Below are 24,901 nucleotides of genomic sequence, written 5' to 3'. Positions count from 1 at the left end.
ACCGATGACTGACGACGCCCCCGGCCTTCGCCCCAGCATCCTCGACCCGCTCTTCGCCCCCGCCCGTGGTTTGCCCGGCGTCGGGCCGAAGATCGCGCCGCTCATCGAAAAGCTGCTCGGCTCCGAGGAGCGGCCGGCCCGCGTCGCCGACCTGCTGTTCCACCTGCCCCAGAGCGGCGTCGCCCGGCCGCTCTGCGGCTCGATCCGCGATGCACCGACGGGCGAGCCCGTCACGCTGGGCGTCACCATTGTGGCCCACCGGCCGCCGGGCCTCGGCAAGCGGGCCTTCCGGGTGCTGGTGGAGGACGGGACCGGCGACATCAGCCTCGTCTTCTTCGGCATGCCGCGGGGCCGCATCGAAAAGATGCTGCCGCTCGGGGCACACCGCTACGTCTCAGGGAGGATCGACCTGTGGGACGGCACGCGGCAGATGGTGCATCCCTCGCGCATCCTCGACCAGGAGGGGTTGGTCAGCCTGCCCGCCGTCGAGCCGATCTACGGCGCGACCGAGGGGCTGACCTCGCGGGTCATCAGCCGGATCGTGCACGGCGCGCTCGACCGGCTTCCCGTCCTGCCCGAGTGGCAGGACGGGTCCTATCTCGCCCGCAACCGCTTTCCCCCCTTCGCCGAGGCCCTGCGCATCGAGCACCGTCCGGAGGAGGCGCCCCCTCCCCCGGTCGAGGGGCAGGCACCGCCCGCGAGCCCCGCGCGCAAGCGCCTCGCCTACGACGAGTTGCTCGCCTCGCAGCTCGCGCTCGCCCTGGTGCGCGCCCGGCAGCGGCGCAAGCCCGGGCGGGTCAATGCCGGCGACGGGCATCTGAAAGAGCGCCTCGAGGCGGCGCTGCCCTTCGCGCTGACCGGCGCCCAGGCCCGGGCGGTGGCGGAGATCCGCGCCGACATGGCCGCCGAGCGGCGGATGCTGCGCCTGCTCCAGGGCGATGTCGGCTCCGGCAAGACGGCGGTGGCGTTGCTCGCCATGGCCTCGGCGGTGGAGGCCGGGCGGCAGGCCGCCTTGATGGCCCCGACCGAAATTCTGGCGCGCCAGCATTACGAGCGTCTGGTGCCGCTCGCGGGCGCCATGCGCCTGCGCCTGCTGACCGGCCGCGATAAGGCCGCCGAGCGGCGGGCGACGCTGGCGGATCTCGCGGCGGGCGAGATCGACATCGTGGTCGGCACCCACGCCCTGTTCCAGGAGGCGGTGGCCTTCCGCGATCTCGGCCTCGCGGTGGTGGACGAGCAGCACCGCTTCGGCGTGCATCAGCGCCTCGCGCTCGGCGCCAAGGGTGAGGCGGTGGACATCCTCGTGATGACCGCCACCCCGATCCCGCGCACCCTGGCGCTGACCTTCTTCGGCGACATGGACGTCTCGGTGCTCGACGAGAAGCCGGCCGGGCGCCAGCCGATCAAGACCATCACCGTGCCGGTGGAGCGGATCGACGAGGTCGTGGGGGGCCTGCACCGGGCGCTGGCGGCGGGCGACCGGGTCTACTGGATCTGCCCGCTGGTGGCGGAATCGGAATATGTCGATCTCGCCGCCGCCGCCGAGCGCTTCGAGGATCTCAAAAAACATTTCGGCAACGCGGTCGGCCTGATCCACGGCAAGATGCCGGGGCCGGAGAAGGACGCGGCGATGGAGGCCTTCGCCGCCGGCCGCACCCGCGTGCTGGTCTCGACCACCGTCGTGGAAGTCGGCGTCGATGTGCCGGAGGCCACCATCATGGTGATCGAGCATGCCGAGCGCTTCGGTCTGGCCCAGCTCCACCAGCTCCGCGGCCGGGTCGGGCGCGGCTCGAAGGCCTCCTCCTGCCTGCTGCTCTATCGCGGGCCGCTGGGTCAGGTGGCCAAGGCGCGCCTGGAGATGATGCGCGGCAGCGAGGACGGTTTTCGCATCGCCGAGGAAGACCTGCGCCTGCGCGGCGAGGGTGAGGTGCTCGGCACCCGCCAATCCGGCGCCGCCGCCTTCCGCGTCGCCCGGCTCGAGACCGACGGCGACCTGTTGGAGGCCGCCCGCGACGACGCCCGGCTGATCGTGGAGCGCGACCCGCGCCTCTCGAGCGAGCGCGGCCGGGCGCTCAGGGTGCTGCTCTACCTGTTCGAGCGCGAAGCGGCGATCCGGCTGATCGGGGCAGGCTGACACCGCGTCCGCGCGGCGGTTGGGCAAAGCCCGTTTCCGCCATCGGAGGGAGCCCGTCGGACGCCGAATATGACCGCTCGTTCAGAAAAGCGTTCAGAAACGGACGATCCTGAATGGCTCATTCAGGAAGCCGAAGCTGCCGCTCAGGACATTCCCGGCTGCGGCAACTCTGCGCGGGAAAAGGGCGGTTTTCGTTTCCGATCAAGCTCTTGCACAGCATCGTTCGCACTCGAAGCGAGCGCGCGGCAGGGCGGAAAAAGCGGAATTACCTTGTATCTGCCCCAATTGCCGCTTAACTGGAGATGAACAAACGGCCTCGTAGACCGGGGTGCCACTGGAAAAAAGGAGGATCGCCATGTCGATCGCACCGTTCCAACGCCTGCCGGGTTCCTCCGAGAATTGGGGAGCCGACACGCTTTCCGTCGAACCCTGGCTCATGCCGATCTCGGACCGCGAGACGCGCGACGAGACGTCGACGGACGCGCTGGTCAGCGCTGTACGGCACTCCTCGCGCCGGCTCTGGATCACGGCCAACGCGCTCTGTGCGGGCCTCGCCTTGCTGGTAACGGTCCAGATCGCCAGCGATTGGTCCTCGCCGGTCGCCCGCCCTGCGGCCACGCATCAGGTCGCCGACGCGACCCCGCCGACGCTGCCGGTCGAGAAGGCGTCGCTCCAGCACTGAGACCTCGGGTCTCGGGACGCTCTACAGATCCTGGCGCGCCGGTTCACGGCGCGCCTTTTCCGTTTCGGAGGCCTCGCCTTCCTGCATCTGCGCCTGCCGTAAGGAGGCGGCCATGGCCTGCAGGCCTGCCCGCGGATCCTCCGGTTGAATCACGCCCGCCGACATCACGAGCTTGGCCGCGTCGTCCACGCTGATGCCGACCTCGACGATTTCCGAGCGCGGCAGGTAGAAGAAGAACCCCGTGGTCGGGTTCGGCGCGCAGGGCAGGAACACGCCGACGTAATCCTTGGACTCGCCCCCCTCCTTCGCATGGAGCGCGCCCTGCACCTCGTTGGCCGCGGGTGCGGAGAGGAACACCACCGACCACGTCCCCTTCACCGGAAACTCCACGAGTCCGACGGTGCGGAACGAGGTGCCGTTGGCCGAGAACAGCGTCTCGAAGATCTGGCGCAAGCCGCGATAGAGCCCGGAGATGACGGGCGTGCGGGCAAGCAGCACCTCGCCGAACTCGACCACCGAGCGCCCGACGAGGTTGGCGGTGAGAAAGCCCAGCAGCGTCACCGCGACGAAGGCGATGACGAGGCCGATTCCGGGGATCGAGAAGGGCAGATAATGGTCCGGCAGGTAGCTGACCGGCACCAGCGGCTTCACCCATCCGTCGATGAGGGCGATGAACCACCACGTGATGTAGATCGTAATCGCGAGCGGGCCCGCGACGATCACGCCGGTGAGGAAGTAGGTCCGCAGCCGGCCCCGGGCGCTGACGCGCGTCTTGGACGAGGCGGGTTCCGGAGCATCCGGAATCGGCGAGAGGGTCGGCGCCACGCATGCACCTCGAGAGACGGACGAGCGGACGGACGGATCCATCCCGGCCTCCGGCTCTCCGGGGCAGAGACGTAGCGGCTGCGCACGGGCGGCTCAAGAGCAACCGGTGCCAGAGGGCGGATTGGTGGTGCGCGAGGCAACTTGATCGGCCGGCGCGAAATCTTACCTCCGTACAGCCCATTGCGGCCAAGTTTTAGGGAGAAGACGCGATGCACGTCACCATCGAACAGGCGGAAAAGGCGATCGAGGCGGCCCGCGCCAAGGCGGTCGAACTCGGCACCCAGATGTGCATCGCGATCGTCGATTCGGGCGGCAACCTCAAGGCCTTCCACCGCATGGACGGCGCCTGGGTCGGCTCCATCGACATCGCGCAGAAGAAGGCCAAGACCGCCGTCTTCTTCGGCATGAAGACCGGCCAGATCGGCGCCCTGTCGCAGTCCGGCGGGTCGCTCTACGGCATCGAGCACTCGAACCAGGGCCTCATCACCTTCCCCGGCGGTATCCCGATCGTCGATGCGGACGGCGAGATGTCGGGCGCCATCGGCGTCAGCGGCTCGTCGGTGGAGAACGATGACGCGGTGGCGCTCGCCGGCGCCAGCGCGATCGGCGACACCGAACTGCCCGACCACCCCTGGCGCACCTGATCTTTTATCCCAGGCGCGGCCGGTCAGGTCTTCCTCGTCCGCCGCGGCAGCGGCCCTTCCGGCCGCGGCGGCGGATCGACCCAGTTCACCGGCCGCTCCCGGAAGGCATCCGGCATTGGCAGGGTTGCCTTCCCGCCTTGGAGCCAGAGATAGACCCGCAAGGCGAGCCACGCATCCTCCAGAGCGCCGTGCCGCACGCCGGCGCGGGCGGCGCCGATGCGCCGGCAGACGGCGTCCAGCGACGAGGAGCCGGGATGGCCGCGGTCGCGGTAGGCCTGCGTCGTACAGAAATGCGGCCGCGCGAGGGGGTGCAGGCCGCAGTTCTGAAACTCCTGCCCGATGAAGCGGAGATCGAAGGCGGCATTGTGGGCAACGATCAGGGGCGCACGATGGAGGAAGTCTTGGATCGTTGCCGCGTGCGTCGCGAACAGATCCTGATGCCGCAGATCCCAATCGGAATAGCCGTGGACGGCCGCCGCACCGGGGTGGCAATCCCGTCGGGGATCGAAGGCGAGATGGAGATAATCGAGGATCACCTCACCCGCCGCCAAGCTCGCCGTATCAAGGTGGATCGCGGCAAGCGTCACCACCCGATCGGCCGCTCCAAGACCCGTCGTCTCGACATCGACGAACACGACCTCGGACGGCAGGGCTGATTCGACCATCTAAGGAGTTCCCGCCGGGTGGCGGAAGCATAATCAGGCGCATATGGGGGCTGCAAGGCGGTCCCCGTTCTCGTCACTCCACCGTGACGGACTTCGCCAGGTTGCGCGGCTGATCGACGTCTTTCCCCATGAAGACGGCGGTGTGGTAGGCGATGAGCTGGATCGGCACCGCGTAGACGATCGGCGCGATCACCGGGTCGACGTCCGGCATGGTCAGCGTCGCCAGCGTGTCGAGCCCGGCGGCCGCCGCGCCCTTCGCGTCGCCGATGAGGATGATCTTGCCCCCGCGGGCGGCGACCTCCTGCATGTTCGAGACGGTCTTCTCGAAGATGGCGTCGTGCGGCGCGATCACGATCACCGGCACGCTCTCGTCGATCAGGGCGATCGGCCCGTGCTTGAGTTCGCCCGCCGCGTAGCCTTCCGCGTGGATGTAGCTGATTTCCTTCAGCTTCAGCGCGCCTTCGAGCGCCATCGGGTAGCTCGTGCCGCGGCCGAGATAGAGCACGTCGCGGGCCTTCGCGATCTCGCGGGCGAGCCCCTCGACCTCGGCCTCCATCTTCACTGCCTCCGCCATCAGGCCAGGGGCGGTGATGAGCGCATCGACGACGGCGCGCTCACGCTCCGCGCTCAGGGTGCCGCGGGCGCGCCCGGCAGCCAGCGCGAGACAGAGCAGAACCGTGAGCTGGCAGGAGAAGGCCTTGGTCGAGGCGACCCCGATCTCGGGCCCGGCGAAGGTCGGCATCACCGCCGAGGATTCCCGGGCGATGGTCGAGGTCGGCACGTTGACGACCGCCAGCGTGTGCTGCCCCTGCGCCTTGGCGTAGCGCAGCGAGGCGAGCGTATCGGCGGTCTCGCCCGATTGCGAGATCACGAGCGTCAGCCCGTCCCGCTCCAGCGGCGGCTCGCGGTAGCGGGTCTCGGAGGCGACGTCGATCTCGACCGGCAGACGCGCCAGGGTCTCGAACCAATATTTGGCGACAAGTCCGGCATAGTACGCCGTGCCGCAGGCGGTGATCGAGAGGCGCGAGAGCCGGGCGAGGTCGAAGGGCAATTCCTCCTTCAGGACGACCCGACCGCGCGCCATGTCGATGTAGTGGGCCAGCGTGCGACCGACGACCTCCGGCTGCTCGTGGATCTCCTTCGCCATGAAGTGGCGGTGATTGCCCTTGTCGACGAGGAAGGCCTGCGTCGCGATTCTTTGGCGCGGCCGGCGCACCGCGGCACCGGAGATGTCGCGAATCTCGGCGCCGTCGCGGGTCAGGATCGCCCAGTCGCCCTCTTCGAGATAGGTGATCTGATCGGTGAAGGGCGCGAGCGCGAGCGCGTCCGATCCGAGATAGGTCTCGCCCTGCCCGAAGCCGATGGCCAGCGGCGCGCCGTGGCGGGCGCCGATCAGGAAACCGTCCTCGCCCGAAAACAGGAAGGCCAGGGCGAAGGCGCCGTGCAGGCGCGGCAGCGCCGCCTCGACGGCAGCCACAGGCCCGAGCCCCTGCTCCATCAGGTGGCTGACGAGTTGCGCCACGACCTCGGTGTCGGTCTCGCTCTCGAAGCGCGCGCCCGCCGCTTCGAGTTCGCTCTTCAACTCGCGGAAATTCTCGATGATGCCGTTATGGACCACCGCCAACCGCTCGGTGGCGTGCGGGTGGGCGTTGGTCTCGTTGGGGCGTCCATGCGTGGCCCAGCGGGTATGGCCGATGCCGATCGCGCCCGGAAGCGGCGACTGGACCAGCTTGAGCTGCAGGTTCGCGAGCTTGCCCTCGGCCCGGCGGCGGTCGAGCCGGCCGTGCTCCAGGGTGGCCACACCGGCCGAATCGTAGCCGCGATATTCGAGCCGCCGCAGCGCCTCGACCAACGCGTCCGCGACCGACTCACGCCCGACGATGCCGACGATTCCGCACATGGCCGATCCTGAAGCCGTTGATCAGAGGCGCCGTCACATTCCATGATGGGATGTCCGCCCGAGGCAAGGCTTCCTGCGGTGCAAGAGGAGCCCGACCTTGAGCTTGGCGCGGATGGAAGGGCTTGTACGGATCGCGGCGCGAGAAGGCTAGCTCCCGGCCGTGGGACGCCGTTCGGCTCGGCTGCCGGAGCCATATCCGACCTGATTGCATCAGGCCGGCGTCTCGAGCTCCATGTTTTCGCGCCTTCTTCCGACGAAACGGTGACCACTTCGTCGGAAGGCGCCCTAGCTCTTCTTCGCCTCGCGGGCCGCCTTGGCGGCTTTCAGGGTCTGGCGGAGGGTCTTGGCCGCCCCTTCGCGGGTGACCTGCCGCCCCCGCGCGACGGCAAGCGCATCCGCCGGCACGTCGCGGGTGATGACCGAGCCGGCCCCGACCAGTGCCCCCGCGCCGACGCTGACCGGCGCCACCAGCGCCGAGTTCGAGCCGATGAAGGCGCCCTCGCCGATGAGCGTGCGGTGCTTCGACACGCCGTCGTAATTGCAGGTGATGGTGCCCGCGCCGATATTAGCGCCCGCTCCGACCTCGGCGTCACCGAGATAGGTCAGGTGCGAGGCCTTGGCGCCCGCATGCAGGGTCGCGTTCTTGATCTCGACGAAGTTGCCGAGGTGGACGCCCGCCCCCAGTACCGCGCCGCCGCGCAGACGCACATGCGGACCGATATCGGCGCCCTCCATCAGCCGGGCATCGTGCAGGTGCGAGAAGGCGCGGATGGTGCAGCCATCGCCGACGACGACGCCGGGGCCGAACACGCAGTGCGGCTCGACGACGACGTCGCGGCCGAGAACCGTGTCGACACTGAGGAACACCGTCTCGGGCGCAATCAGCGTCGCCCCGCCGAGCTGGGCCGCCCGGCGCAGGCGCGCCTGGATCGTGGCCTCGGCCTGGCTGAGCTGCACCCGGTCGTTGACGCCCTGCGCCTCCGCCTCGGCCACGGGCACCACGGCGACGGAGAGGCCGTCGCCGGCGGCGAGCGCCACCGCGTCGGTGAGGTAGTATTCGCGGTTGGCGTTGTCGTTGCCGATCCGCTCCAGGAGGCCGAGGGCATGGGCGCCGGAGAGCGCCATCAACCCGGCATTCGACAAATTGACCTGGCGCTCGTCCTGCGAGGCGTCCTTCTCCTCGCGGATCGCCAAGACACGGTCCCCTTCCGTCAGCACGCGTCCGTAGCCGGTGGGGTCGGCGGCCTCGAAGGCCAGCACCGCCACCGCTGCACCCTCATGCAGGGGGGCACGCAGCCGGGCAAACGTCTCGGCCGTGACGAGCGGTGTGTCGCCGAAGGCCACGAGCACGTCCTGCCCCCCCTCCAGCGCCGCGCGGGCGGCGAGCACCGCGTGCGCGGTGCCGAGGCGCTCGGCCTGCAGATGGACGCTGGCGCCAGGCGCCAGCCGCTCGATCTCGCGGACGACATCCTCGCGGCCCGGCTCGACCACCACGGCGAGGCGGGCGGCGCCCGCCTCCTGCACCGCGGCGAGCACGTGGCCGAGCATCGAGCGGTTGGCCAGCGCGTGAAGCACTTTGGGGCGGCCGGAGCGCATCCGTACGCCCTTGCCGGCCGCTAGCACGATCGCGGTGAAGCCGCTCTCCGCCCCGTGGTTCGCGCCTGCCGTCATCGAAATCCGCTCTCTGCCGTCGAGAGTGCTTCACGAATCGCCCAGCCGCCGCCCTCGCCTCCAGCGGAACGTCGCGGCGGCCCCCGTGAAAGGCACCGAGTAAACGGCCCATTTAACCGATCGGGGCGCCGGCGCGAAGAGCGACGGGGATCGGCGAGATTCGAAGTCAGGGAAATGGGTCCGACCGCCGAGGTCACCCTTGCAACCACCGCTCGCACGCCGGTGCCGGAGGAGCGGGAATGGGCCGCGCCCAAGTCACCTATCCGGCGGGAACGCCCGGCCGATTGGATGCGCAGCACGATAGCAAGAGAACCTTGACTCTTTTACAACCCAAAATTAATTTTCGTAGAAAAATCACCTTAGAGTATCGCAAGGTGCCACAAAGGTAAAATCGATAGTGTAAAAGGAAATTATTCGTGTAATCATAACAGTAAAATGCCAACCTACAGGATAATTTAAGCAATTTACCTTTTCATTATTAAATAGACCGATAGATATATTGAAATTTATATTTTATATCAAACATCTTCAAAGGAGCAAAAATGAAATACGCTGCGGCATATGTGCATATCAAAAACGAAGACGACCTTATTCTCGAATGGATGGCATTCCACCGAGCAGTCGGATTTGAGCATCTCATTATCACAGATAATGGAAGCTCAGACAATTCGCGCTCCGTCGTCAAAAGATTTCGCGATGCCGCTTCGGTAACATATCTGCATCGTCGATCGGGCGACCCGATCGATTTCGAGATCGATGCGATTAAAATATTTGGCGACCAGTTTCGCTGGATTGCTTTCATCGATGCCGACGAATTTCTGTTCCCCAGCCAGGGCGGCGATATCAGGAATATTTTATGCGACTACGAAGATGTCTCCGGCATCGGGGTTTATTGGCACATCTACGGATCGTCTGGGCATCAGACGAAGCCGGAGGGGACCGTCATCGAAACCATGCTTCACCGGGCTGATGACAACTACATCATGAACAGACATGTGAAGTCGATCGTTAAACCGTCCAAGGTATTCTACCCTTTCGGATCGCATACGTTCAAGCTGGATGGCGCGTTCGTAGATGAAACCAAAGCGGCTCTTCATGATCGCCCGCCGCATGGATTTTATGACGACATGACGCCATCACATCAAAAACTGAGAATCAACCACTACCATGTCCGCTCTCTTGAGCAGTACAAGAAGAAGGCAACGCGCGGATATTTCGGAATCAACGATGATAAGATCAATAAATCCCAGGAAAGATTCGAAGAAATGTGGCGCGCGCACGATAAAAACGATGTCCGCGATGACAGCGCCCTTCAATATCTGTCTTTGATGAAGTTCTACATGTCGTAGAATTCGGTTGGGTGTCATGAGAGCGGCGCCGGCCCGTGGGGGTTCTCACCACGGCAGGCCGCGGATCTGAAGCAGATCCTCCGCGCTCACCCGGATGCCGAACACCGGAACGCGCCAAGCCGGCATCGTCGCAAGGCCGAGGCCTGCGGCGAAGACGAGCCGGGGCCAAGCCCGCCGTCGGGCATTCGTTTCCCGCCGCAGGCCGCCCTCTCCCGCCCGCCTCATCGCCACAGCGCGGCGGGAGCCGCCCCGGCCTGCCGGCGCCCTGTCCGCAGCAGCCAGACGCCGCCCAACAGAATGGCGAGGAAGCCGAGATCCCAGGCCAGCCAGTGTGCCCGGTCCACCTGCTCGTTGACGTGGCGCACGCCGAGCCACTGGTGGTCGACCAGACCTTCGACGAGGTTGAACAGCCCCCAGCCGACGAGAAGGCTGCCGGCCAGCGCCCGGTTCGACCAGCTGAGATGCCGCCCCCCCGCGCCCGGCGCCACAGGATGAACAACCCGACCACGACGAAGACGTAGGTCACGCTGTGGAAAATCCTGTCCCAGAGCGTGTTGAGTTCGAGGTTTTCGATCGAGGTGATCGGGTACCAGGAACTGAGCATGTGGTGCCATTGCAGCCCCTGATGCAGCACGATGCCGTCGAAGAAGCCGCCGAGGCCGAGCCCGAACAGCACGCCCGCCGCGACCGGGAAGTCGGCCCCCTCCGTCGGCGCGGGAGCGCTCGCTTGATCGCGCATCGCCACCGGCCTCACGGTGAACGGTAGGCGGAGACGTCCTCGGCCCGCGCCGGCGTCTCGACGTAGCGGCCCTGATCCGGCACGGCGACGTGCTCGAAGTCTTGCGCCAGCGCATCGAGGCCGTGGCGCAGCTCCGGCCCGTGCAGGGCGCATCCGTGGCCCGTCACCACCCGTTCGGGCTTCAGCGCCGCGAGGCTGCGCAGGGAGCCGACGAACACGAGCGTTGGCCAGAACGAGGCGGCGATCGGCGAGATCGGGCGCGATCTCATGGGTGCCGTCGTCGCGCTCGGCATCGGCCCGCGGATCGTCGGCGCGGGCCTCGCGGCTGATCGGGATCTGCGGCGCCATGGCCTTCTCCTGTGCGAGGTGGGACGGGAGCCGGCAAGCGTTCCAGCCGTGCGGGAAGGATCGTCACGGGAAGAGGCGTCACGGGAAGGCTAGAGCGTGTTATGAACTGATAGGCAGGATTGGCGTTGTGGATCATGCCTTCTGATCGCCGCTCCTATCCGTCCGACGTGTCTGATGAAGAATGGGCACTGGTAGCGCCCTACCTCGCGCTGCTGCGGGAGGACTCGGCTCAGCGCGACCACGAGTTGCGCGAGGTGTTTAACGGGCTGCGCTACATCGTGAAGACGGGGGCGCCCTGGCGGTTCATGCCGCACGATCTGCCGCCTTGGGCGGCCGTGTATCAGCAGACGCAGCGTTGGCTGTCGGCCGACAGTTTCGCGGACGTGGCCGGCGACCTGCGGGCGGTGCTGCGGATGGCGGCGGAGCGGGAGCCGGAGCCCTCGGCGGTGATCCTCGATAGCCGGACGCTGCGCTCCTCGCCCGAGAGCGGCGAGCGGGCCGGCTATGACGGGGCCAAGCGCAAGCGGGGTGCGAAGCTGCATCTGGCCGTTGACACGCCGGGCCATGTCGTGGCGCTGCACGTGACGCCCGCCGATGTCGACGACCGGGCCGAGGTCGGCCGGCTGGCCGCCGAGGTGCAGGCGGAGACGGGCGACAGCGTCGAGTTGGCCTTTGTCGACCAGGGCTATTCCGGGCCTAAGCCCGCCGCCGCCGCGAGCGCGCACGGCATCGACTTGGAAGTGGTGAAGGCGCCTGAGGCCAAGCGCGGCTTTGTCCTGCTGCCGCGCCGATGGGTGGTGGAGCGCTCGTTTGCCTGGGCCACCCGCTGTCGGCGGCTGGTCAAAGATTACGAGCGCTACGCCAGCACGTTGGCTGGCCTGCACATGGTCGCCTTCGTCTGCCTCATGCTCCGACAAGCTGAAAAGCTTATGACAAGTGCATAACAGGCTCTAGCGCGAAAGCGTTGTTCCCGCACCGCGACAGGACAGAAACGACGGCCGCGGGACATTCATTCGGAAACCGAGCGCGCGCGCTCCGGTTGGAGGTCTATCGGTCGCCAGGGCGACCCGGCATTTGCGATCTCAGGGTCCGTCACCGTGCCGTTGATGTCCCGTGCCGCCGTCTCGATGCTCCTGTCACGCGGCTGCCGAGCGGCGGCTCCATGATCGGCCCTGGGCAAAACCCCTCGATTCCGGACCCGATGCCGTGAGTGATCCCACCTATCCGCCCCTCGACAGGCTCAAGCCCGTGGCCTTCGGTCTCTGGATCGTGGACAGCGGCCCGATCCACGCTGCCGGCCTGCCGCTGCCCGTGCGCATGACCGTGGTGCGGCTCGCAGACGGCGGCCTGTGGCTGCACTCGCCGACCCGCTACGACGCGCGCCTGCACCGCGAGATCGAAGCGCTCGGGTCGATCCGCCACCTCGTCGCTCCCAATGTCGGGCACTGGACCTATCTGAAGGAATGGCAGCGGCATTGCCCGCAGGCCTTGACCTGGGCCGCCCCGAACCTGCGCGAGCGCCGACAGGTCCGTCAGGCGGGCGTGCGGCTCGATCGGGATCTCGGCGACACGGCTCCGCCCGAATGGGCCGACGACCTGTCGCAAGTCGTGGTGCCCGGCGGCTTCGGCTTTCGCGAAGTCGCCTTCTTCCACGCCGCCTCGGCGACGCTGATCCTGACCGACCTCGTGCTGAACTTGGAACCGGGTAAGCTCCCGCCCCTGCTGCGCCCGTTCCTGCGGATCGCCGGTGCGACCGCGCCCGATGGACGGGCGCCGATCTATCTCAGGCTGGTGGTGCGCCTGCGCAAGCGCGACGCGGCCCGTGCCGCGGCCCGGCTCGTCGCCCTGTCGCCGGAGCGGGTGGTGTTCAGCCACGGCGCTTGGTTCGACCGGAACGGCACAGCCGAACTGCGCCGCTCCCTCCGCTGGTTGCTCGACTGAGGCGGGCCGAACCGCTGCCCCGCCGATCGCTCAGGCGTTCGTGCGCCCGCGGTGATCGGGATCGACCCCGCCCTCCGGCGCGGTCTCGTTCTCGACATCGCCCTCGAAGGTGGAATCCCCCTCGATCGCCTCCGGGTCGGTTCCGGTCAGCCCCTTCGACTGCCCGATGCCCGGATTGCCCTTCAGGTCGGCATCGCTCGGCATATCCGTCTTCAGATGCTTCGACCTGCGAAGGTCGTCTCCCGGTGTGTCGGTTTGAGCCGGGCAACCGGGATTCTCGGAGGGTGTTCCAGGCGCATCCTGTCGCACCAGGTCGAGCGAGCGAGGCCGGGCTCGCCTACGGGAATCCTTCACGCCCGAGCGCCGGCAAGGGTCGCGGCTCGTCGCGGCTCGTCGCGGCTCACGGCGCCGGCGGCGGCGTGTCCTCCCGCTGCGCCCGGCGCAGGGCGTCGAGCAAGGCGCCCTCGATGAGCAGGGCGGAACCGTAATGGAACTCGATGTCGAAGGCGTGCCGGGAGTTCATGGAGAGCGAGGCGCTCTGCATGGCGACCAGCCGCCCCGCCTCGTCGAAGAGGCCCGAACCCGAGCCGCCGTAGCCGTCGTTGCAATCGTGGCGGGCCCGCCGGATACCGCCTTCCGTCGGCGGGTCGATCCGGCGCACCGTGCAGGTCTCCAGGCTGCTGTCGCCCCGGTAGTTCTGGTGACCGCCGGGGGCGACCAGGGTCACCGCGAGCGACAGGTCCCCGGTGGAGAGATCGGGGGGCGCATCGGGCATCGGCTGGCGCTGCGTCTCGGCCGGCTGCGCGAGGCGGAGCAGCGCCCAATCGTCGGTGATGTGGAGGCGCGTCGCGTCCGCGGCGACGCCGAGGTGCAGGCTCTCGGCGACGAAATCGTAATTGCGGCCGCCGATCTGGAAGTAGCAGTCGCCGACCTGCCGCGTCGTTTCGAGCTGCCGGTTGCGGAAGTTGTGTGCGTTCAGCATCACGAGCGAAGGCGTGCCGATCAGCCACGCGGCGGCTGCCTTCTGCGGCACGCCGTCCGAACGGCGGCACCACAGGACGCCCGCGCCGGGATAGCGGGCGCGGTCGCTGCTCGTCAGCTCGCGGCGCCCGTCCTGAGGATAGAGCGCGGCCGTTTCGGTGATGTCCCGCTCGCGCGCTTGAGCCGGTGCGGCGGCATCGGGCGGCGGGTGCGACGCATCGTCTCCAAGTGCGGTGCCGCGTGCGGTGCCGCCCCCGGCCCAAACCACGAGGGCGAGGAGCCCGCATACCGCTAGACCGCCCCGCGCGCGCTGCCCCTGCGCCATGGCCGACAAGCCTCCCGCTCGGTCGGGCCGCTTCGCGAGGGCCCGTTGAGCACAACGGTGCGATGGGTTCCGGCCCCGGTCAAGACGATGCCAACACGTTGCGACACTACGCCTTGGCACTTTTATAATTGCCTTATCTTCCTGATAAGAAATGTCCGACCAGCTAAAGACATCGCGTCCAATCAAAGCCTAGAAAATATAGGCGAAGGGACGCTAATAAGTCTTTCATAAGACCGCTCAAATCTAAGAATATCCTTAGATTCACGATGTGGCACTTCGGAGGACTTCCGAGCGATCCTGGAACCTCAGAAAAACGTCTGAGAGATACCGCGAGGCCGAAAGGCGAGGCGGTTCAGCGAGGAGACGCAGGATGAGCAGGTTTGTGACATCAGTCTCGGCCTTGGCGATGCTGGCGCTCGCGCCGGCCGCGCTGTCGAGCGGGGCCTACGCCAACGATAAGCTGGTCGAGCTGTCGAAGAGCGACGACAACTGGGTGATGCCCGGCAAGAACTACGATTCGAACAACTTCAGCGACCTGAAGCAGATCAACAAGAGCAACGTGAAGCAGCTTCGGCCGGCTTGGACGTTCTCGACCGGCCTGCTGAACGGCCACGAGGGTGCGCCGCTCGTCGTCGACGGCAAGATGTACATCCACACCTCGTTCCCGAACAACACGTTCGCCCTCGGTCTCGACGATCCGGGCACGATCCTGTGGCAGGACAAGCCGAAGCAGAACCCGGCCGCCCGCGCCGTCGCCTGCTGTGACCTCGTCAACCGCGGCCTCGCCTACTGGCCCGGCGACGGCAAGACCCCCGCGCTGATCCTCAAGACCCAGCTCGACGGCAACGTGGCCGCCCTCAACGCCGAGACCGGCGAGACGGTGTGGAAGGTCGAGAATTCCGACATCAAGGTCGGCTCGACGCTCACGATCGCCCCCTACGTCGTGAAGGACAAGGTCATCATCGGTTCCTCGGGCGCCGAGCTCGGCGTGCGCGGCTACCTGACCGCCTACGACGTGAAGACCGGCGAGCAGGTGTGGCGCGCCTACGCAACGGGTCCGGACAAGGACCTGCTGCTGGCCTCCGACTTCAACATCAAGAACCCCCATTACGGCCAGAAGGGCCTCGGCACCGGCACCTGGGAAGGCGACGCCTGGAAGATCGGCGGCGGCACCAACTGGGGCTGGTACGCCTACGATCCGGGCACGAACCTGATCTACTTCGGCACCGGCAACCCGGCGCCGTGGAACGAGACCATGCGTCCGGGCGACAACAAGTGGACGATGACGATCTTCGGCCGCGACGCCGACACGGGTGAAGCCAAGTTCGGCTACCAGAAGACCCCGCACGACGAGTGGGACTACGCCGGCGTCAACGTCATGATGCTCTCCGAGCAGAAGGACAAGGACGGCAAGGCCCGCAAGCTGCTGACCCACCCGGACCGCAACGGCATCGTCTACACGCTCGACCGGACCGACGGCGCGCTCGTCTCGGCGAACAAGCTCGACGACACGGTCAACGTGTTCAAGTCGGTGGATCTCAAGACCGGCCAGCCGGTGCGCGATCCCGAATACGGCACCCGGATGGACCACCTCGCCAAGGACATCTGCCCCTCGGCGATGGGCTACCACAACCAGGGTCACGACTCGTACGATCCGAAGCGTGAACTGTTCTTCATGGGCATCAACCACATCTGCATGGATTGGGAGCCCTTCATGCTTCCCTATCGTGCGGGTCAGTTCTTCGTCGGTGCGACGCTGAACATGTATCCGGGCCCGAAGGGCGACCGTCAGAACTACGAAGGTCTCGGCCAGATCAAGGCGTACAACGCGATCACCGGCGACTATAAGTGGGAGAAGATGGAGCGCTTCGCCGTGTGGGGCGGCACCATGGCCACCGCGGGCGACCTCGTCTTCTACGGCACCCTCGACGGCTACCTGAAGGCGCGCGACTCCGACACGGGTGACCTTCTCTGGAAGTTCAAGATCCCGTCCGGCGCCATCGGCTACCCGATGACCTACACCCATAAGGACACGCAGTACGTCGCCATCTACTACGGCGTCGGCGGCTGGCCGGGTGTCGGCCTCGTGTTCGACCTCGCCGACCCGACCGCCGGTCTCGGCGCGGTGGGTGCCTTCAAGAAGCTCGCCAACTACACCCAGATGGGTGGCGGCGTGGTGGTGTTCTCGCTCGACGGCAAGGGCCCCTACGACGATCCGAACGTCGGCGAGTGGAAGTCGGCCGCCAAGTAAGGTCTGAAGCAGGAACTGCCTGACGGCAGATGCGAACCGTCCCTCTCCCGCTCGCCCGGGGGAGGGACGGGGCCGAGATGGCGCGGGCACGAACGGCCCGTGACGGTCCGCGCCACCTCATGTCCCTCTCCGCAGACCCTCGTCCCGCGCGCCGGCGATCGTCCGCACGGGGAGATGCGCCAAGGGCAGGTCTCAGCCGAAAAAGCCCGGTGCCAAGATTTCATAAGAATAAGCCAGAGGAAACGAACCTATGTCGCTCGTGAACGGACGGCGCCGTACAGCCACATCGGCCGTCGCTCTGACCGCTGCCCTGACCGCCCTCGCCGCCCTGTGCGCGCCCGCCCTGGCGCAGGAGTCGAAAGCCGCCGAGGCCGCGAAACCCGATGCCGGCACCTTGCGCGTCTGCGCCGCCGAGCAGCCGCCGCTCTCGATGAAGGACGGCTCGGGGCTCGAGAACCGCATCGCGACGACGGTAGCCGAGGCCATGGGCCGCAAGGCCCAGTTCGTGTGGCTCGGCAAGCCCGCGATCTACCTCGTGCGCGACGGGCTGGAGAAGAAGACCTGCGACGTGGTGATCGGGCTCGATGCCGACGATCCCCGCGTGCTCACCAGCAAGCCCTATTACCGCTCAGGCTACGTCTTCCTCACCCGCGCCGACAAGGATCTCGACATCAAGTCCTGGTCCGATCCGCGCCTGAAGGAAGTGAGCCACATGGTGGTCGGCTTCGGCACGCCCGGCGAGGCGATGCTCAAGGATATCGGCCGCTACGAGGAGGACATGGCCTACCTCTACTCGCTGGTGAATTTTCGCGCGCCGCGGAATCAATACACGCAGATCGATCCGGCCCGGATGGTCAGCGAGGTCGCCACCGGCAAGGCCGAGGTCGGCGTGGCCTTCGGGCCCGACGTCGCCCGCTACGTGCGCGATTCCTCGACCAAGCTGCGCATGACCGCCGTGCCCGACGACACGCAGGCCAGCGACGGCCGGAAGATGCCGCAGAGCTTCGACCAGGCGATGGGCGTGCGCAAGGACGACACCGCCCTGAAGGCGCAGATCGACGCCGCCCTGGAGAAGGCCAAGCCGAAGATCGAGGCGATCCTGAAGGAGGAGGGCGTGCCCGTGCTGCCCGTCTCCAACTGATCCCGACCGACCGTGAGATGAGGACCAAGAACAAGACGATGATGAACCGCGTAAAGATCGGAACGGCCCTTCTCGGCCTCGCGCTCGCCGGCATCGCCCTGCCCGCGCTCGCCCAGCCGCAATCCGGGCCGCAGACCGGCGTCGTGTTCCGCAACACCGTCACCGGCGAGGCGCTCGACGTGTCGCAGGGCAAGGAAGGCGGCCGCGACACGCCGGCCGTGAAGAAGTTCCTCGAGACCGGCGAGAACCTCTACATCGACGACAAGTCCTGCCTGCGGAACGGCGAGAGCCTGTTCGCGACCTCCTGCTCGGGCTGCCACGGCCACCTCGCGGAAGGAAAGCTCGGGCCGGGGCTGAACGACAATTACTGGACCTATCCGTCCAACACGACGGATGTGGGCCTGTTCGCCACGATCTTCGGCGGCGCCAACGGCATGATGGGCCCGCACAACGAGAATCTGACGCCGGACGAGATGCTGCAGACCATCGCCTGGATCCGGCACCTCTATACGGGGCCGAAGCAGGACGCGCTGTGGCTCAACGACGAGCAGAAGAAGGCCTACACGCCCTACAAGCAGGGCGAAGTCATCCCGAAGGACGCCAAGGGCCAGTGCAAGCCGCTGGACGAGTGATCCTTTCGGGTGTCGAGCCGGATTCAACCGGCACGATCGAGGGGGCGGGCGGTGGGATCCTGTCGCCGGGCGCGGCCGGATCCCCGAAGAGCAAGCCTCAAGAAGAGCACGTCTCGAAAAGTGGAGGAAACCATGAAGACCACTCTCATCGCCGCCGCCATCGTCGCCCTGTCCGGCATCGCCGCCCCGGCGCTCGCCTATGACGGCACCAAGTGCAAGGCCGCGGGCAATTGCTGGGAGCCGAAGCCCGGCTTCCCCGAGAAGATCGCCGGCTCCAAGTACGATCCCAAGCACGACCCCAAGGAGCTGAACAAGCAGGCCGATTCCATCAAGCAGATGGAAGAGCGCAACAAGAAGCGCGTCGAGAACTTCAAGAAGACCGGCAAGTTCGAGTACGACGTCAGCAAGATCGCGGCGAACTGAGCCTTTTGCCCCCTCCCCCTCGCGGGGAGGGGTTCGGGGCGGGGGTGGCGCAGGAGGCACCGCCCGGCGCCCCATCCGAACAGGCCCTGCCCCGATCCATCCCCGCAAAAGGGAGCGGAGAGGTGGCGGCGGCCCATGGCGCCTGGGGCGCCCAAGACGGCAAACAAAGGCCACCCGCCGAATGAACACCTTGCGCCCCGGCGACGCCATGCTCACCGACTGGCGGGATGCCGCCGCGCGTTTCGAGCGCGAGATCGGCAAGGCCGTTGTCGGCCAGGAACGGGCGATCCGCCTGCTGACGATCGCGATCTTCGCCCGCGGCCACGTCATGCTCGAAGGCGATGTCGGCGTCGGCAAGACCACGCTGCTGCGCGCGGTCGCCCGCGGCCTCGGCGGCGCCTACGAGCGCGTCGAGGGCACCGTCGACATGATGCCCACCGACCTGATCTACCACACCTATCTCGGCGAGGACGGCCGCCCGCGGGTCGAGCCCGGCCCGGTGTTGCGGCAGGCGGAAGACCTCTCGGTCTTCTTCTTCAACGAGATCAACCGCGCCCGGCCCCAGGTCCACGCGCTGCTCCTGCGCATCATGGCCGAGCGCAGCGTCACCGCCTTCAACCGCGCGTACCGTTTCCCCAACCTCCAGGTCTTCGCCGACCGCAACCGGGTCGAGCGCGAGGAGACCTTCGAGCTGCCGGCCGCCGCGCGCGACCGCTTCCTCATGGAAATCGGCATGGAGGCGCCACGCGATACGAAGGCCCGCCGCGACCTCGTCTTCGATCCCCGCTTCCACGACACCGACCGGCTCACCGAAGCGGTCGAGGCCGGCGTGCTCGACTTCGAGCGCATCGGCACCATCGCCAGCGCGATCCAGCACGCGATTTCGGCCGAGCCGGCGATCGAGGCCTACGTCGTCGGCCTGTGGGAGGCGCTGGTGCGCCCCGGCCCCGCCGGCATCCGGCTTTCCGGGATCGACATGGACCGCCTCGTCCAGGGCGGCGCCTCGCCCCGCGGCGTCGCCTTCCTCGTGCGCGCCGCCCGCGTCCGCGCCTGGCTGGAAGGCCGGGACTGGCTGGTGCCGGAGGATATCCGCGCCGTCTTCCCCGAGGTGATGGCCCACCGCGTCTTCCTCGAACCCGTCTACGAGATGCGGCGCGCGCAGATCGTGCCCGACCTCATTCGCGCGGTGTTCGAGACGGTGCCCGCCCCGTGAGCAGTCCGGAGGACGGGGTCAACGATGGGGCCGACATCATTTACCTGCCGCGCTGGCGGCCCGGCGGACATCGGGTCGGCGCCCATCGCGGGCACGATGCCGGCGGCCTCGGCACGTTCCGCGACCAGGTCAGCTTCTCACGCCTGCCGGATGCGCGGCGCATCGATGTGCGCGCGTCGCTGCGCGACCCGTTCGAGGGCGTGTTCGTGCGCCGCTTCGAGGCGCGCAGCCCGGTCGAGACCTACGCGCTGGTCGACCTCTCCGCCTCGATGCGCTTCCGCGGCCGGGCCGACCGGCGCGATCTCGCGGGCGCCTTCTGCACGACGCTCGCCCGCTCCGCGACGCGGATCGGCGACGGCTTCGGTGTGATCGCCTGCGACGACATCGTGCGCGACGACCTCTACCTCCCCGCGACCCGCCACCGCGCCGCCGCCCAGGCCGCCGCCGCCCGTCTCGGCGAGGCGGCCTGCGAGGGACGCGGCGCCGAGGGTTTTCTGGAGGCGGCGCGCCGTCTCGCCGGGCGCCCGAAGCTGATCTTCCTCGTCTCGGATTTCCGCTGGCCGGAGGCGCTGATCGAGGCCGTCTTCTCGGCACTGGCGCTCCACGACGTGACGCCGGTGCTGCTCGCCGATTCCGCCGAGACCGAAGACCTGCCGGCCTGGGGCCTCGTGGAACTCGACGACCTGGAGGGCGCCGGGCGCCGCCTCGTCTTCCTGCGCCCGTCCTTGCGCCGCCGCTGGATCGCCCGCGAGGCCGAGCGCGTCGAAGCCTTGCGCCGGATCTGCGCCCCCTTCGCCCGTCCGCCCTTCCGGCTCGCCGACCGCTTCGATGCGGAAGCGCTGAGCCGCCACCTGATGACGACGTGAGAGCGATGCGCGCGCTGCCCCTCGCCCTCCTCCTCGCGCTGGTGTCTCTGCCCGCCTCCGCGCAGGTGCGCGGCGTCGAGCTGCGCACGCCCCGCGCCTTCGGCTACTTCCAGGGCGACCTCGTGCAGGTCCAGGCCGAGATCCGCACCGATCCCGGCTTCACCCTGCAGCGGCCCTCCCTGCCGAAGCCCGGGCCGGTCACCTACTGGCTCGACCTGCGCGACGTACGGACGGAGGAGAGCCGGGGCGCGGACGGCGCGAACGTGATCCGCCTGCGCCTGACCTACCAGGATTTCTACGTCGCGCTCGATGCCCGCACCCTCGAAGTGCCGGGCTTTCCCGTCACCGTCGAGAGTGCCGGCGCCAACGGCTCGACTACGGCGGTGGCACAGCTGCCCGCCTGGAAGATCGGCGTCTCGCCGTTGCGCGAGGTGCAACCCGAGCGGCGCGACGACCCGGCCGAGTACCTGCGGCCCGACGGGCGCGCGCCGCGCCTCGATCCGCAGCCGGCGCTCGCCTCGGCGGCCGGCTTCCTCGCGCTCGCCGTTCTGGCGCTGGGGCTGCTCGCCTACGACCGGGCGTGGTGGTTCTTTGGACGTCGCCGCGGCCGGCCCTTCGCGCTCGCCCTGAAGGCGCTGGGCCGAGCGAGGCAGCAATCGCAGGGCGAAGCCCTGTACCGCGAGGCGCTGCTCGCCCTGCATCGCGGCCTCGACGCCACCGACGGGCGCCGGGTGCTCGCCGACGACCTGCCCGATTTCCTCGGCCGCCATCCCGCCTTCCGGGGGCAGGCGGGCGGCCTGGAAAGGTTCTTCTCGGCCTCGCGGCTGGCCTTCTTCGGCCGGGACACCGCCGGGGCCGGCACGACGCTTCCCCTGCCCGAGGTCGAGGCCTTGCTGCGCCGGCTCGGCGCGGTCGAGCGGAGCGCGTGACCCGGTGACGGCGCTCCTCCCCTCCCTCGGCCTGGCCACGCCCTGGCTGCTCTGGCTTCTGCCGCTGGCGCTTCTGCCGCTGCTCCTGTCCGTGACCCGGCGCAGCGCGGTCGCCTCGGTCGCGGCCGCACCCGAGGATCCCCTCTCTGCGGGTCTGCGGATCGCCCTGACCGCCGCCGGCATGCTGGCGATCGGCGGTCTCGTCCTGGCGCTGGCCGGCCCGTACCGCGCCGGCGAGCGGGTGACCCGCACCGGCATCGGGGCGCAGGTCTCGATGCTGATCGACCGCTCCGGCAGCATGAACGAGACCTTTGCCGGCCGGCAGCCCTCGGGGGCGGAGGAATCGAAGGCCGCCGCCTCCCGGCGCATCCTGCGCGACTTCGTCGGCGAGCGCGCTCACGATCAGTTCGCGGTCACCGCCTTCTCGACGGCGCCGATGCTGGTCGTGCCGATGACCGACCGGCACGACGCCGTGCGCGCGGCGGTCGCCGCCATCGACCGACCGGGCCTCGACTACACCAACGTCGCCCGCGGCCTCGGCATGGCGCTGTCGCAGTTCGGCGCGGGCGCGCCGGGTGTGTCGCGGGCGCTGCTGCTGGTCTCGGACGGCGCGGCGGTGATCGACCCGCGCATCCAGGCGCAGCTGCGCGCCGAGTTCGCCAAGGTGCAGCCGAACCTCTACTGGCTGTTCCTGCGCACCAAGGGCTCGCCCTCGATCTATGACAAGCCCGCGGGCGAGGATACGCCGCAGGCGGCCCCCGAGCGCCATCTCGACCTGTTCTTCAAGAGCCTCGGCGTGCCCTACCGCGCTTTCGAGGCGGAGGGCGCCGAGGCCGTGGCCAACGCCGTGCGCCAGATCGAGGCGCTGGAGCGCGACCCGATCCCCTATACCGAGGAGCGCCCGCGCCGCGACCTCACCGGCTGGGCCTATGCGCTCGCCGCCTTCGGCCTGCTCCTCCTCGTCCTCGCCAAGCTGGCGGAGACCGACTTTTTGCGCGTGCCCGTCCGTGAGCGGAGTGCCGCTGCGCCCGGCCCCGCGCCCGCCGCTGCGCCGAAAAGGGCCGCCGCCTGATGCCCACCGCCCTCACCCACGCGCCCTCCCCGTCCCTGCGCACCCGGCACGGCGCGGGCTTGGGCCAGGGCTGGCGCAGCCTGCGCCCCACCCTGCTCGTGCTGCTGCCGATCCTGCTGCTCGGGGCTGCCGCCGCCTTCGCGCTCTCGGCCTGGCGGGACGCGCGCACCAACGCGGCCATCGCCGAGCTGGAAGCGGGCCGCGACCTCGCCGTCCCGCCTGACGCCCCCGACGCGCTCCTCGTCGCGCGCACCAAGTTCCTGGCTTTTCGCGATCGTCTCGGTGAGGCGGAGCCGCTGCTGGAAACCCTCGACCATCGGCGGTCCGCCGACGCCGCGGCGCGCGCCCGCTACATCGTCGCCAATGCCCGCATCCGCGAGGCCTTCCGGCTGATCGAGCGCAGCGAACTCGACAAGGCGGGCCCGCAGGTGACGCTCGCGCGCCAGGATTACCGCCGGGCGCTTCAGGCCCGGCCCGATTTCTGGGACGCGAAGTTCAACTTCGATGTCGCCTCGCGCCTGATCCGCGACTTTCCGGAATTCGATCGCAAGTTCGGCGACGAGCTGAAGGCCGAGCCCAAGCAGATCTGGACCGACATTCCCGGGCAACCCCGGGGTGGACCATGAATCGGCGGGCCATGAGTGTGTGGGCGGCGCTTCCCTTCGCAAGAAACCTGCGCGATCGCCGCTTCCAGGCGCTCGCCGCAGCCTTGCTGCTCGCAGGTCTGGCGATCGTCGTGCCCCCGCTGCCGCTGACCCGCTCTGGCGTGTCGGTGCTGGCGGTGGTCGACATCACCGGCAGCATGAACGTGCGCGACTATACAAGCGACGGGCGCCCGGCGAGCCGGCTCGACACCGCCAAGGCGGCCCTGCGCGGTCTGCTGCCCGAACTGCCCTGCGGCTCGCGCCTCGCGCTCGCCCTGTTCACGGAACGGCGCCCGTTCCTGCTGTTCGCGCCGATCGAGGTCTGCGCCGATTTCGCGCCGCTGGACGGGGCGATCGCCGCGCTCGACTGGCGCATGGCCTGGGAGGGCGACAGCCGCATCGCGTCCGGCCTCCACCGCGCCCTCACCATGGCCGGCGAACTCGACACCGACCTCCTGTTCATCACCGACGGGCAGGAGACGCCGCCGCTCCCCGCCACCGGCATCCCGCCCTTCGAGGGCAAGGCGGGGGCGGTGCGCGGCCTGATCGTCGGAGCGGGCGGGTACGCGCTCGCGCCGATCCCGAAATTCAACGACCGCGGCCGCGAGACCGGCTTCTATGCCGAATCGGACGTGCAGCAGGAGAACCGCTTCGGCCCGCCCCCGGCCGATGCGGAATCGCGCGAGGGCTACAATCCGCGCAATGCCCCCTTCGGCGGCGCGGCGGCACGCGGCGAGGAGCATCTCTCCTCCGTGCGCGAGCCGCATCTGAAGGCGCTCGCCGCCCAGACGGGCCTCGCCTACGCCCATCTCGACGGGCCGGACCTGCGCGCGCCGCTTCTCGCCGCTGCCACGCCGCGCCCCCTTCCGAGCCGGCTCGACCTCCGCCCCCTCCTCGGCGCGGCGGCTCTGGCCCTCGTGCTCGCCGTCTTCCTCGCGGGTGCGCTCCGCGCCCGCCTCACACCCTTCACCCCCAGCAGGATGTCATAATGCGTCTGTCCCTTCTCGTTCTGCCGCTCGCACTCGCTGCGACCGCCGCCCTCGCCCACGGCCCGACCCCGCAGAAGGTCTCCCAATCGATCACGATCAAGGCGAGCCCGGACGCGGTGTGGAAGGTCGCGGGCGACTTCGCGGGCATCGGAAAGTGGCACCCGGCGATCGAGAAGGCCGAGGGCAGCGGCTCGAAGGATGGCGGCACCCGCACGCTGACCTTCAAGAACGGCGGAAAACTCGAAGAGAGCCTCGACGAGTACAAGGCGGACGGCCGCACCTATTCCTACCGGATGGGCGAGCCGAACCTGACAGCGCTGCCGGTCTCGTCCTACTCGGCGACCTTCACCGTGAGCCCGGAGGGCGACGGCTCCAAGGTCGAGTGGATGGGCCGGTTCTATCGCGGCGACACCGGCAACGAACCGCCGGAGAACCTCAGCGACGAGGCCGGCAAGGCGGCGATGAACACGTATTTCTCGGAAGGGCTGAAGGGCCTGAAGGCGGCCGTGGAGGGCGGCAAGGGCAAATGAGCCGGTC

At 68.5% G+C, this 24,901-nt stretch carries 25 protein-coding genes and 2 pseudogenes; 18 read left to right on the top strand and 9 right to left on the bottom strand.

What is annotated here, in order from left to right; genetic code table 11:
• Nucleotides 1-4: 4 nt before the first annotated feature.
• From recG to Y590_RS20090, 3 genes are all read left to right on the top strand, one after another.
• Nucleotides 5-2,134 carry an ATP-dependent DNA helicase RecG gene (gene recG, locus Y590_RS20095; protein ID WP_060771401.1) on the top strand — a complete coding sequence of 710 codons (2,130 nt, stop codon included), beginning with the start codon at nt 5-7 and terminating at the stop codon, nt 2,132-2,134.
• Between the two features lie 69 nt (nt 2,135-2,203).
• Nucleotides 2,204-2,440 (top strand): hypothetical protein, encoded by a 237-nt coding sequence (locus Y590_RS26605; RefSeq protein WP_144440019.1) that lies wholly within the window; start codon nt 2,204-2,206, stop codon nt 2,438-2,440.
• Nucleotides 2,441-2,489: 49 nt separating this feature from the next.
• On the top strand, nt 2,490-2,816 hold the full coding sequence (locus Y590_RS20090) for a hypothetical protein (RefSeq protein WP_060771400.1): 327 nt from the start codon (nt 2,490-2,492) through the stop codon (nt 2,814-2,816).
• A gap of 21 nt (nt 2,817-2,837) precedes the next feature.
• On the opposite strand, the gene Y590_RS20085 is transcribed toward Y590_RS20090, so the two are convergent.
• Nucleotides 2,838-3,683: a DUF502 domain-containing protein gene (locus tag Y590_RS20085; protein ID WP_060771399.1), complete on the bottom strand. Its 846-nt coding sequence runs from the start codon at nt 3,681-3,683 to the stop codon at nt 2,838-2,840.
• 167 nt (nt 3,684-3,850) lie between these two features.
• On the opposite strand from Y590_RS20085, the gene Y590_RS20080 reads away from it, so the two are divergent.
• A complete protein-coding gene (locus Y590_RS20080; RefSeq protein ID WP_060771398.1) occupies nt 3,851-4,285 on the top strand; it encodes a GlcG/HbpS family heme-binding protein in 435 nt (144 codons plus the stop codon).
• 23 nt (nt 4,286-4,308) lie between these two features.
• Here the strand turns inward: Y590_RS20080 and Y590_RS20075 are convergent, their stop codons facing one another.
• The 3 genes from Y590_RS20075 to glmU form a co-directional block, all read right to left on the bottom strand.
• Nucleotides 4,309-4,950, bottom strand: coding sequence for a 3'-5' exonuclease (locus tag Y590_RS20075; protein WP_060771397.1), 642 nt, complete (start codon nt 4,948-4,950; stop codon nt 4,309-4,311).
• A 73-nt stretch (nt 4,951-5,023) separates the two neighbouring features.
• Nucleotides 5,024-6,850, bottom strand: coding sequence for a glutamine--fructose-6-phosphate transaminase (isomerizing) (gene glmS / locus Y590_RS20070; RefSeq protein WP_060771396.1), 1,827 nt, complete (start codon nt 6,848-6,850; stop codon nt 5,024-5,026).
• 285 nt (nt 6,851-7,135) lie between these two features.
• Complete coding sequence (gene glmU, locus Y590_RS20065; protein ID WP_060771395.1) at nt 7,136-8,521, bottom strand: bifunctional UDP-N-acetylglucosamine diphosphorylase/glucosamine-1-phosphate N-acetyltransferase GlmU; 1,386 nt, start codon at nt 8,519-8,521, stop codon at nt 7,136-7,138.
• A 542-nt stretch (nt 8,522-9,063) separates the two neighbouring features.
• Here glmU and Y590_RS20060 point away from each other — a divergent pair.
• Nucleotides 9,064-9,870 (top strand): glycosyltransferase family 2 protein, encoded by an 807-nt coding sequence (locus Y590_RS20060; RefSeq protein WP_060771394.1) that lies wholly within the window; start codon nt 9,064-9,066, stop codon nt 9,868-9,870.
• Nucleotides 9,871-9,915: 45 nt separating this feature from the next.
• Here the strand turns inward: Y590_RS20060 and Y590_RS20055 are convergent, their stop codons facing one another.
• From Y590_RS20055 to Y590_RS20045, 3 genes and pseudogenes are all read right to left on the bottom strand, one after another.
• Nucleotides 9,916-10,095, bottom strand: a complete 180-nt coding sequence (locus Y590_RS20055; RefSeq protein ID WP_060771393.1) for a hypothetical protein — start codon at nt 10,093-10,095, stop codon at nt 9,916-9,918.
• Nucleotides 10,092-10,609: pseudogene (locus Y590_RS20050) on the bottom strand (DUF2243 domain-containing protein). Before Y590_RS20050 ends, Y590_RS20055 begins: the two are co-directional and overlap by 4 nt.
• A gap of 11 nt (nt 10,610-10,620) precedes the next feature.
• A pseudogene (locus tag Y590_RS20045) lies at nt 10,621-10,818 on the bottom strand (MBL fold metallo-hydrolase); the annotation flags it as partial.
• A gap of 273 nt (nt 10,819-11,091) precedes the next feature.
• On the opposite strand from Y590_RS20045, the gene Y590_RS20040 reads away from it, so the two are divergent.
• Both Y590_RS20040 and Y590_RS20035 read left to right on the top strand, forming a co-directional pair.
• Nucleotides 11,092-11,901 carry an IS5 family transposase gene (locus Y590_RS20040; RefSeq protein ID WP_060772089.1) on the top strand — a complete coding sequence of 270 codons (810 nt, stop codon included), beginning with the start codon at nt 11,092-11,094 and terminating at the stop codon, nt 11,899-11,901.
• 262 nt (nt 11,902-12,163) lie between these two features.
• Nucleotides 12,164-12,898, top strand: a complete 735-nt coding sequence (locus Y590_RS20035; RefSeq protein WP_060771391.1) for a DUF4336 domain-containing protein — start codon at nt 12,164-12,166, stop codon at nt 12,896-12,898.
• A 30-nt stretch (nt 12,899-12,928) separates the two neighbouring features.
• On the opposite strand, the gene Y590_RS27075 is transcribed toward Y590_RS20035, so the two are convergent.
• Nucleotides 12,929-13,102, bottom strand: a complete 174-nt coding sequence (locus tag Y590_RS27075; RefSeq protein ID WP_060771390.1) for a hypothetical protein — start codon at nt 13,100-13,102, stop codon at nt 12,929-12,931.
• Between the two features lie 196 nt (nt 13,103-13,298).
• Entirely contained in the window at nt 13,299-14,204 is a 906-nt protein-coding gene (locus tag Y590_RS20025; RefSeq protein WP_060771389.1) for a S1 family peptidase, read from the bottom strand.
• 370 nt (nt 14,205-14,574) lie between these two features.
• On the opposite strand from Y590_RS20025, the gene Y590_RS20020 reads away from it, so the two are divergent.
• The 11 genes from Y590_RS20020 to Y590_RS19970 all read left to right on the top strand — a co-directional run bounded on the left by Y590_RS20020 (nt 14,575) and on the right by Y590_RS19970 (nt 24,894).
• Entirely contained in the window at nt 14,575-16,455 is a 1,881-nt protein-coding gene (locus Y590_RS20020) for a methanol/ethanol family PQQ-dependent dehydrogenase (protein ID WP_060771388.1), read from the top strand.
• Nucleotides 16,456-16,705: 250 nt separating this feature from the next.
• The gene (gene moxJ, locus Y590_RS20015; protein WP_060771387.1) at nt 16,706-17,596 is read left to right on the top strand and encodes a methanol oxidation system protein MoxJ; all 891 of its coding nucleotides are present in this window, start codon (nt 16,706-16,708) and stop codon (nt 17,594-17,596) included.
• A 38-nt stretch (nt 17,597-17,634) separates the two neighbouring features.
• A complete protein-coding gene (gene moxG / locus Y590_RS20010; protein WP_060772382.1) occupies nt 17,635-18,228 on the top strand; it encodes a cytochrome c(L), periplasmic in 594 nt (197 codons plus the stop codon).
• A gap of 132 nt (nt 18,229-18,360) precedes the next feature.
• Nucleotides 18,361-18,651 carry a methanol dehydrogenase [cytochrome c] subunit gene (locus Y590_RS20005; protein WP_060771386.1) on the top strand — a complete coding sequence of 97 codons (291 nt, stop codon included), beginning with the start codon at nt 18,361-18,363 and terminating at the stop codon, nt 18,649-18,651.
• Between the two features lie 181 nt (nt 18,652-18,832).
• The gene (locus Y590_RS20000; protein WP_060771385.1) at nt 18,833-19,864 is read left to right on the top strand and encodes an AAA family ATPase; all 1,032 of its coding nucleotides are present in this window, start codon (nt 18,833-18,835) and stop codon (nt 19,862-19,864) included.
• Complete coding sequence (locus Y590_RS19995; RefSeq protein WP_060771384.1) at nt 19,861-20,730, top strand: DUF58 domain-containing protein; 870 nt, start codon at nt 19,861-19,863, stop codon at nt 20,728-20,730. The genes Y590_RS20000 and Y590_RS19995 overlap by 4 nt, the downstream gene beginning before the upstream one ends.
• 5 nt (nt 20,731-20,735) lie before the next feature.
• The gene (locus tag Y590_RS19990; RefSeq protein ID WP_060771383.1) at nt 20,736-21,659 is read left to right on the top strand and encodes a hypothetical protein; all 924 of its coding nucleotides are present in this window, start codon (nt 20,736-20,738) and stop codon (nt 21,657-21,659) included.
• A 4-nt stretch (nt 21,660-21,663) separates the two neighbouring features.
• Nucleotides 21,664-22,731, top strand: a complete 1,068-nt coding sequence (locus Y590_RS19985) for a vWA domain-containing protein (RefSeq protein WP_060771382.1) — start codon at nt 21,664-21,666, stop codon at nt 22,729-22,731.
• Complete coding sequence (locus Y590_RS19980) at nt 22,731-23,357, top strand: hypothetical protein (protein ID WP_060771381.1); 627 nt, start codon at nt 22,731-22,733, stop codon at nt 23,355-23,357. The genes Y590_RS19985 and Y590_RS19980 overlap by 1 nt, the downstream gene beginning before the upstream one ends.
• An 11-nt stretch (nt 23,358-23,368) precedes the next feature.
• A complete protein-coding gene (locus Y590_RS19975; RefSeq protein ID WP_060771380.1) occupies nt 23,369-24,364 on the top strand; it encodes a vWA domain-containing protein in 996 nt (331 codons plus the stop codon).
• Nucleotides 24,364-24,894 (top strand): SRPBCC family protein, encoded by a 531-nt coding sequence (locus Y590_RS19970; protein ID WP_060771379.1) that lies wholly within the window; start codon nt 24,364-24,366, stop codon nt 24,892-24,894. The genes Y590_RS19975 and Y590_RS19970 overlap by 1 nt, the downstream gene beginning before the upstream one ends.
• Nucleotides 24,895-24,901 lie beyond the last annotated feature (7 nt).

This window comes from Methylobacterium sp. AMS5 (genome assembly GCF_001542815.1).
GTDB lineage: Bacteria > Pseudomonadota > Alphaproteobacteria > Rhizobiales > Beijerinckiaceae > Methylobacterium.
Note: the sequence above shows the minus strand (reverse complement) of the source record. Positions and strands in the feature narration are given on the sequence as shown.

Excerpts from the sequence above, each read along its gene's own strand:
- recG (WP_060771401.1), top strand. The coding sequence starts at position 5 with ATGACTGACGACGCCCCCGGCCTTCGCCCCAGCATCCTCGACCCGCTC.
- Y590_RS26605 (WP_144440019.1), top strand. The coding sequence starts at position 2,204 with ATGACCGCTCGTTCAGAAAAGCGTTCAGAAACGGACGATCCTGAATGG.
- Y590_RS20090 (WP_060771400.1), top strand. The coding sequence starts at position 2,490 with ATGTCGATCGCACCGTTCCAACGCCTGCCGGGTTCCTCCGAGAATTGG.
- Y590_RS20085 (WP_060771399.1), bottom strand. The coding sequence starts at position 3,683 with ATGGATCCGTCCGTCCGCTCGTCCGTCTCTCGAGGTGCATGCGTGGCG.
- Y590_RS20080 (WP_060771398.1), top strand. The coding sequence starts at position 3,851 with ATGCACGTCACCATCGAACAGGCGGAAAAGGCGATCGAGGCGGCCCGC.
- Y590_RS20075 (WP_060771397.1), bottom strand. The coding sequence starts at position 4,950 with ATGGTCGAATCAGCCCTGCCGTCCGAGGTCGTGTTCGTCGATGTCGAG.
- glmS (WP_060771396.1), bottom strand. The coding sequence starts at position 6,850 with ATGTGCGGAATCGTCGGCATCGTCGGGCGTGAGTCGGTCGCGGACGCG.
- glmU (WP_060771395.1), bottom strand. The coding sequence starts at position 8,521 with ATGACGGCAGGCGCGAACCACGGGGCGGAGAGCGGCTTCACCGCGATC.
- Y590_RS20060 (WP_060771394.1), top strand. The coding sequence starts at position 9,064 with ATGAAATACGCTGCGGCATATGTGCATATCAAAAACGAAGACGACCTT.
- Y590_RS20055 (WP_060771393.1), bottom strand. The coding sequence starts at position 10,095 with ATGAGGCGGGCGGGAGAGGGCGGCCTGCGGCGGGAAACGAATGCCCGA.
- Y590_RS20040 (WP_060772089.1), top strand. The coding sequence starts at position 11,092 with ATGCCTTCTGATCGCCGCTCCTATCCGTCCGACGTGTCTGATGAAGAA.
- Y590_RS27075 (WP_060771390.1), bottom strand. The coding sequence starts at position 13,102 with ATGCCGAGCGATGCCGACCTGAAGGGCAATCCGGGCATCGGGCAGTCG.
- Y590_RS20025 (WP_060771389.1), bottom strand. The coding sequence starts at position 14,204 with ATGGCGCAGGGGCAGCGCGCGCGGGGCGGTCTAGCGGTATGCGGGCTC.
- Y590_RS20020 (WP_060771388.1), top strand. The coding sequence starts at position 14,575 with ATGAGCAGGTTTGTGACATCAGTCTCGGCCTTGGCGATGCTGGCGCTC.
- moxJ (WP_060771387.1), top strand. The coding sequence starts at position 16,706 with ATGTCGCTCGTGAACGGACGGCGCCGTACAGCCACATCGGCCGTCGCT.
- moxG (WP_060772382.1), top strand. The coding sequence starts at position 17,635 with ATGATGAACCGCGTAAAGATCGGAACGGCCCTTCTCGGCCTCGCGCTC.
- Y590_RS20005 (WP_060771386.1), top strand. The coding sequence starts at position 18,361 with ATGAAGACCACTCTCATCGCCGCCGCCATCGTCGCCCTGTCCGGCATC.
- Y590_RS20000 (WP_060771385.1), top strand. The coding sequence starts at position 18,833 with ATGAACACCTTGCGCCCCGGCGACGCCATGCTCACCGACTGGCGGGAT.
- Y590_RS19990 (WP_060771383.1), top strand. The coding sequence starts at position 20,736 with ATGCGCGCGCTGCCCCTCGCCCTCCTCCTCGCGCTGGTGTCTCTGCCC.
- Y590_RS19980 (WP_060771381.1), top strand. The coding sequence starts at position 22,731 with ATGCCCACCGCCCTCACCCACGCGCCCTCCCCGTCCCTGCGCACCCGG.
- Y590_RS19975 (WP_060771380.1), top strand. The coding sequence starts at position 23,369 with ATGAGTGTGTGGGCGGCGCTTCCCTTCGCAAGAAACCTGCGCGATCGC.
- Y590_RS19970 (WP_060771379.1), top strand. The coding sequence starts at position 24,364 with ATGCGTCTGTCCCTTCTCGTTCTGCCGCTCGCACTCGCTGCGACCGCC.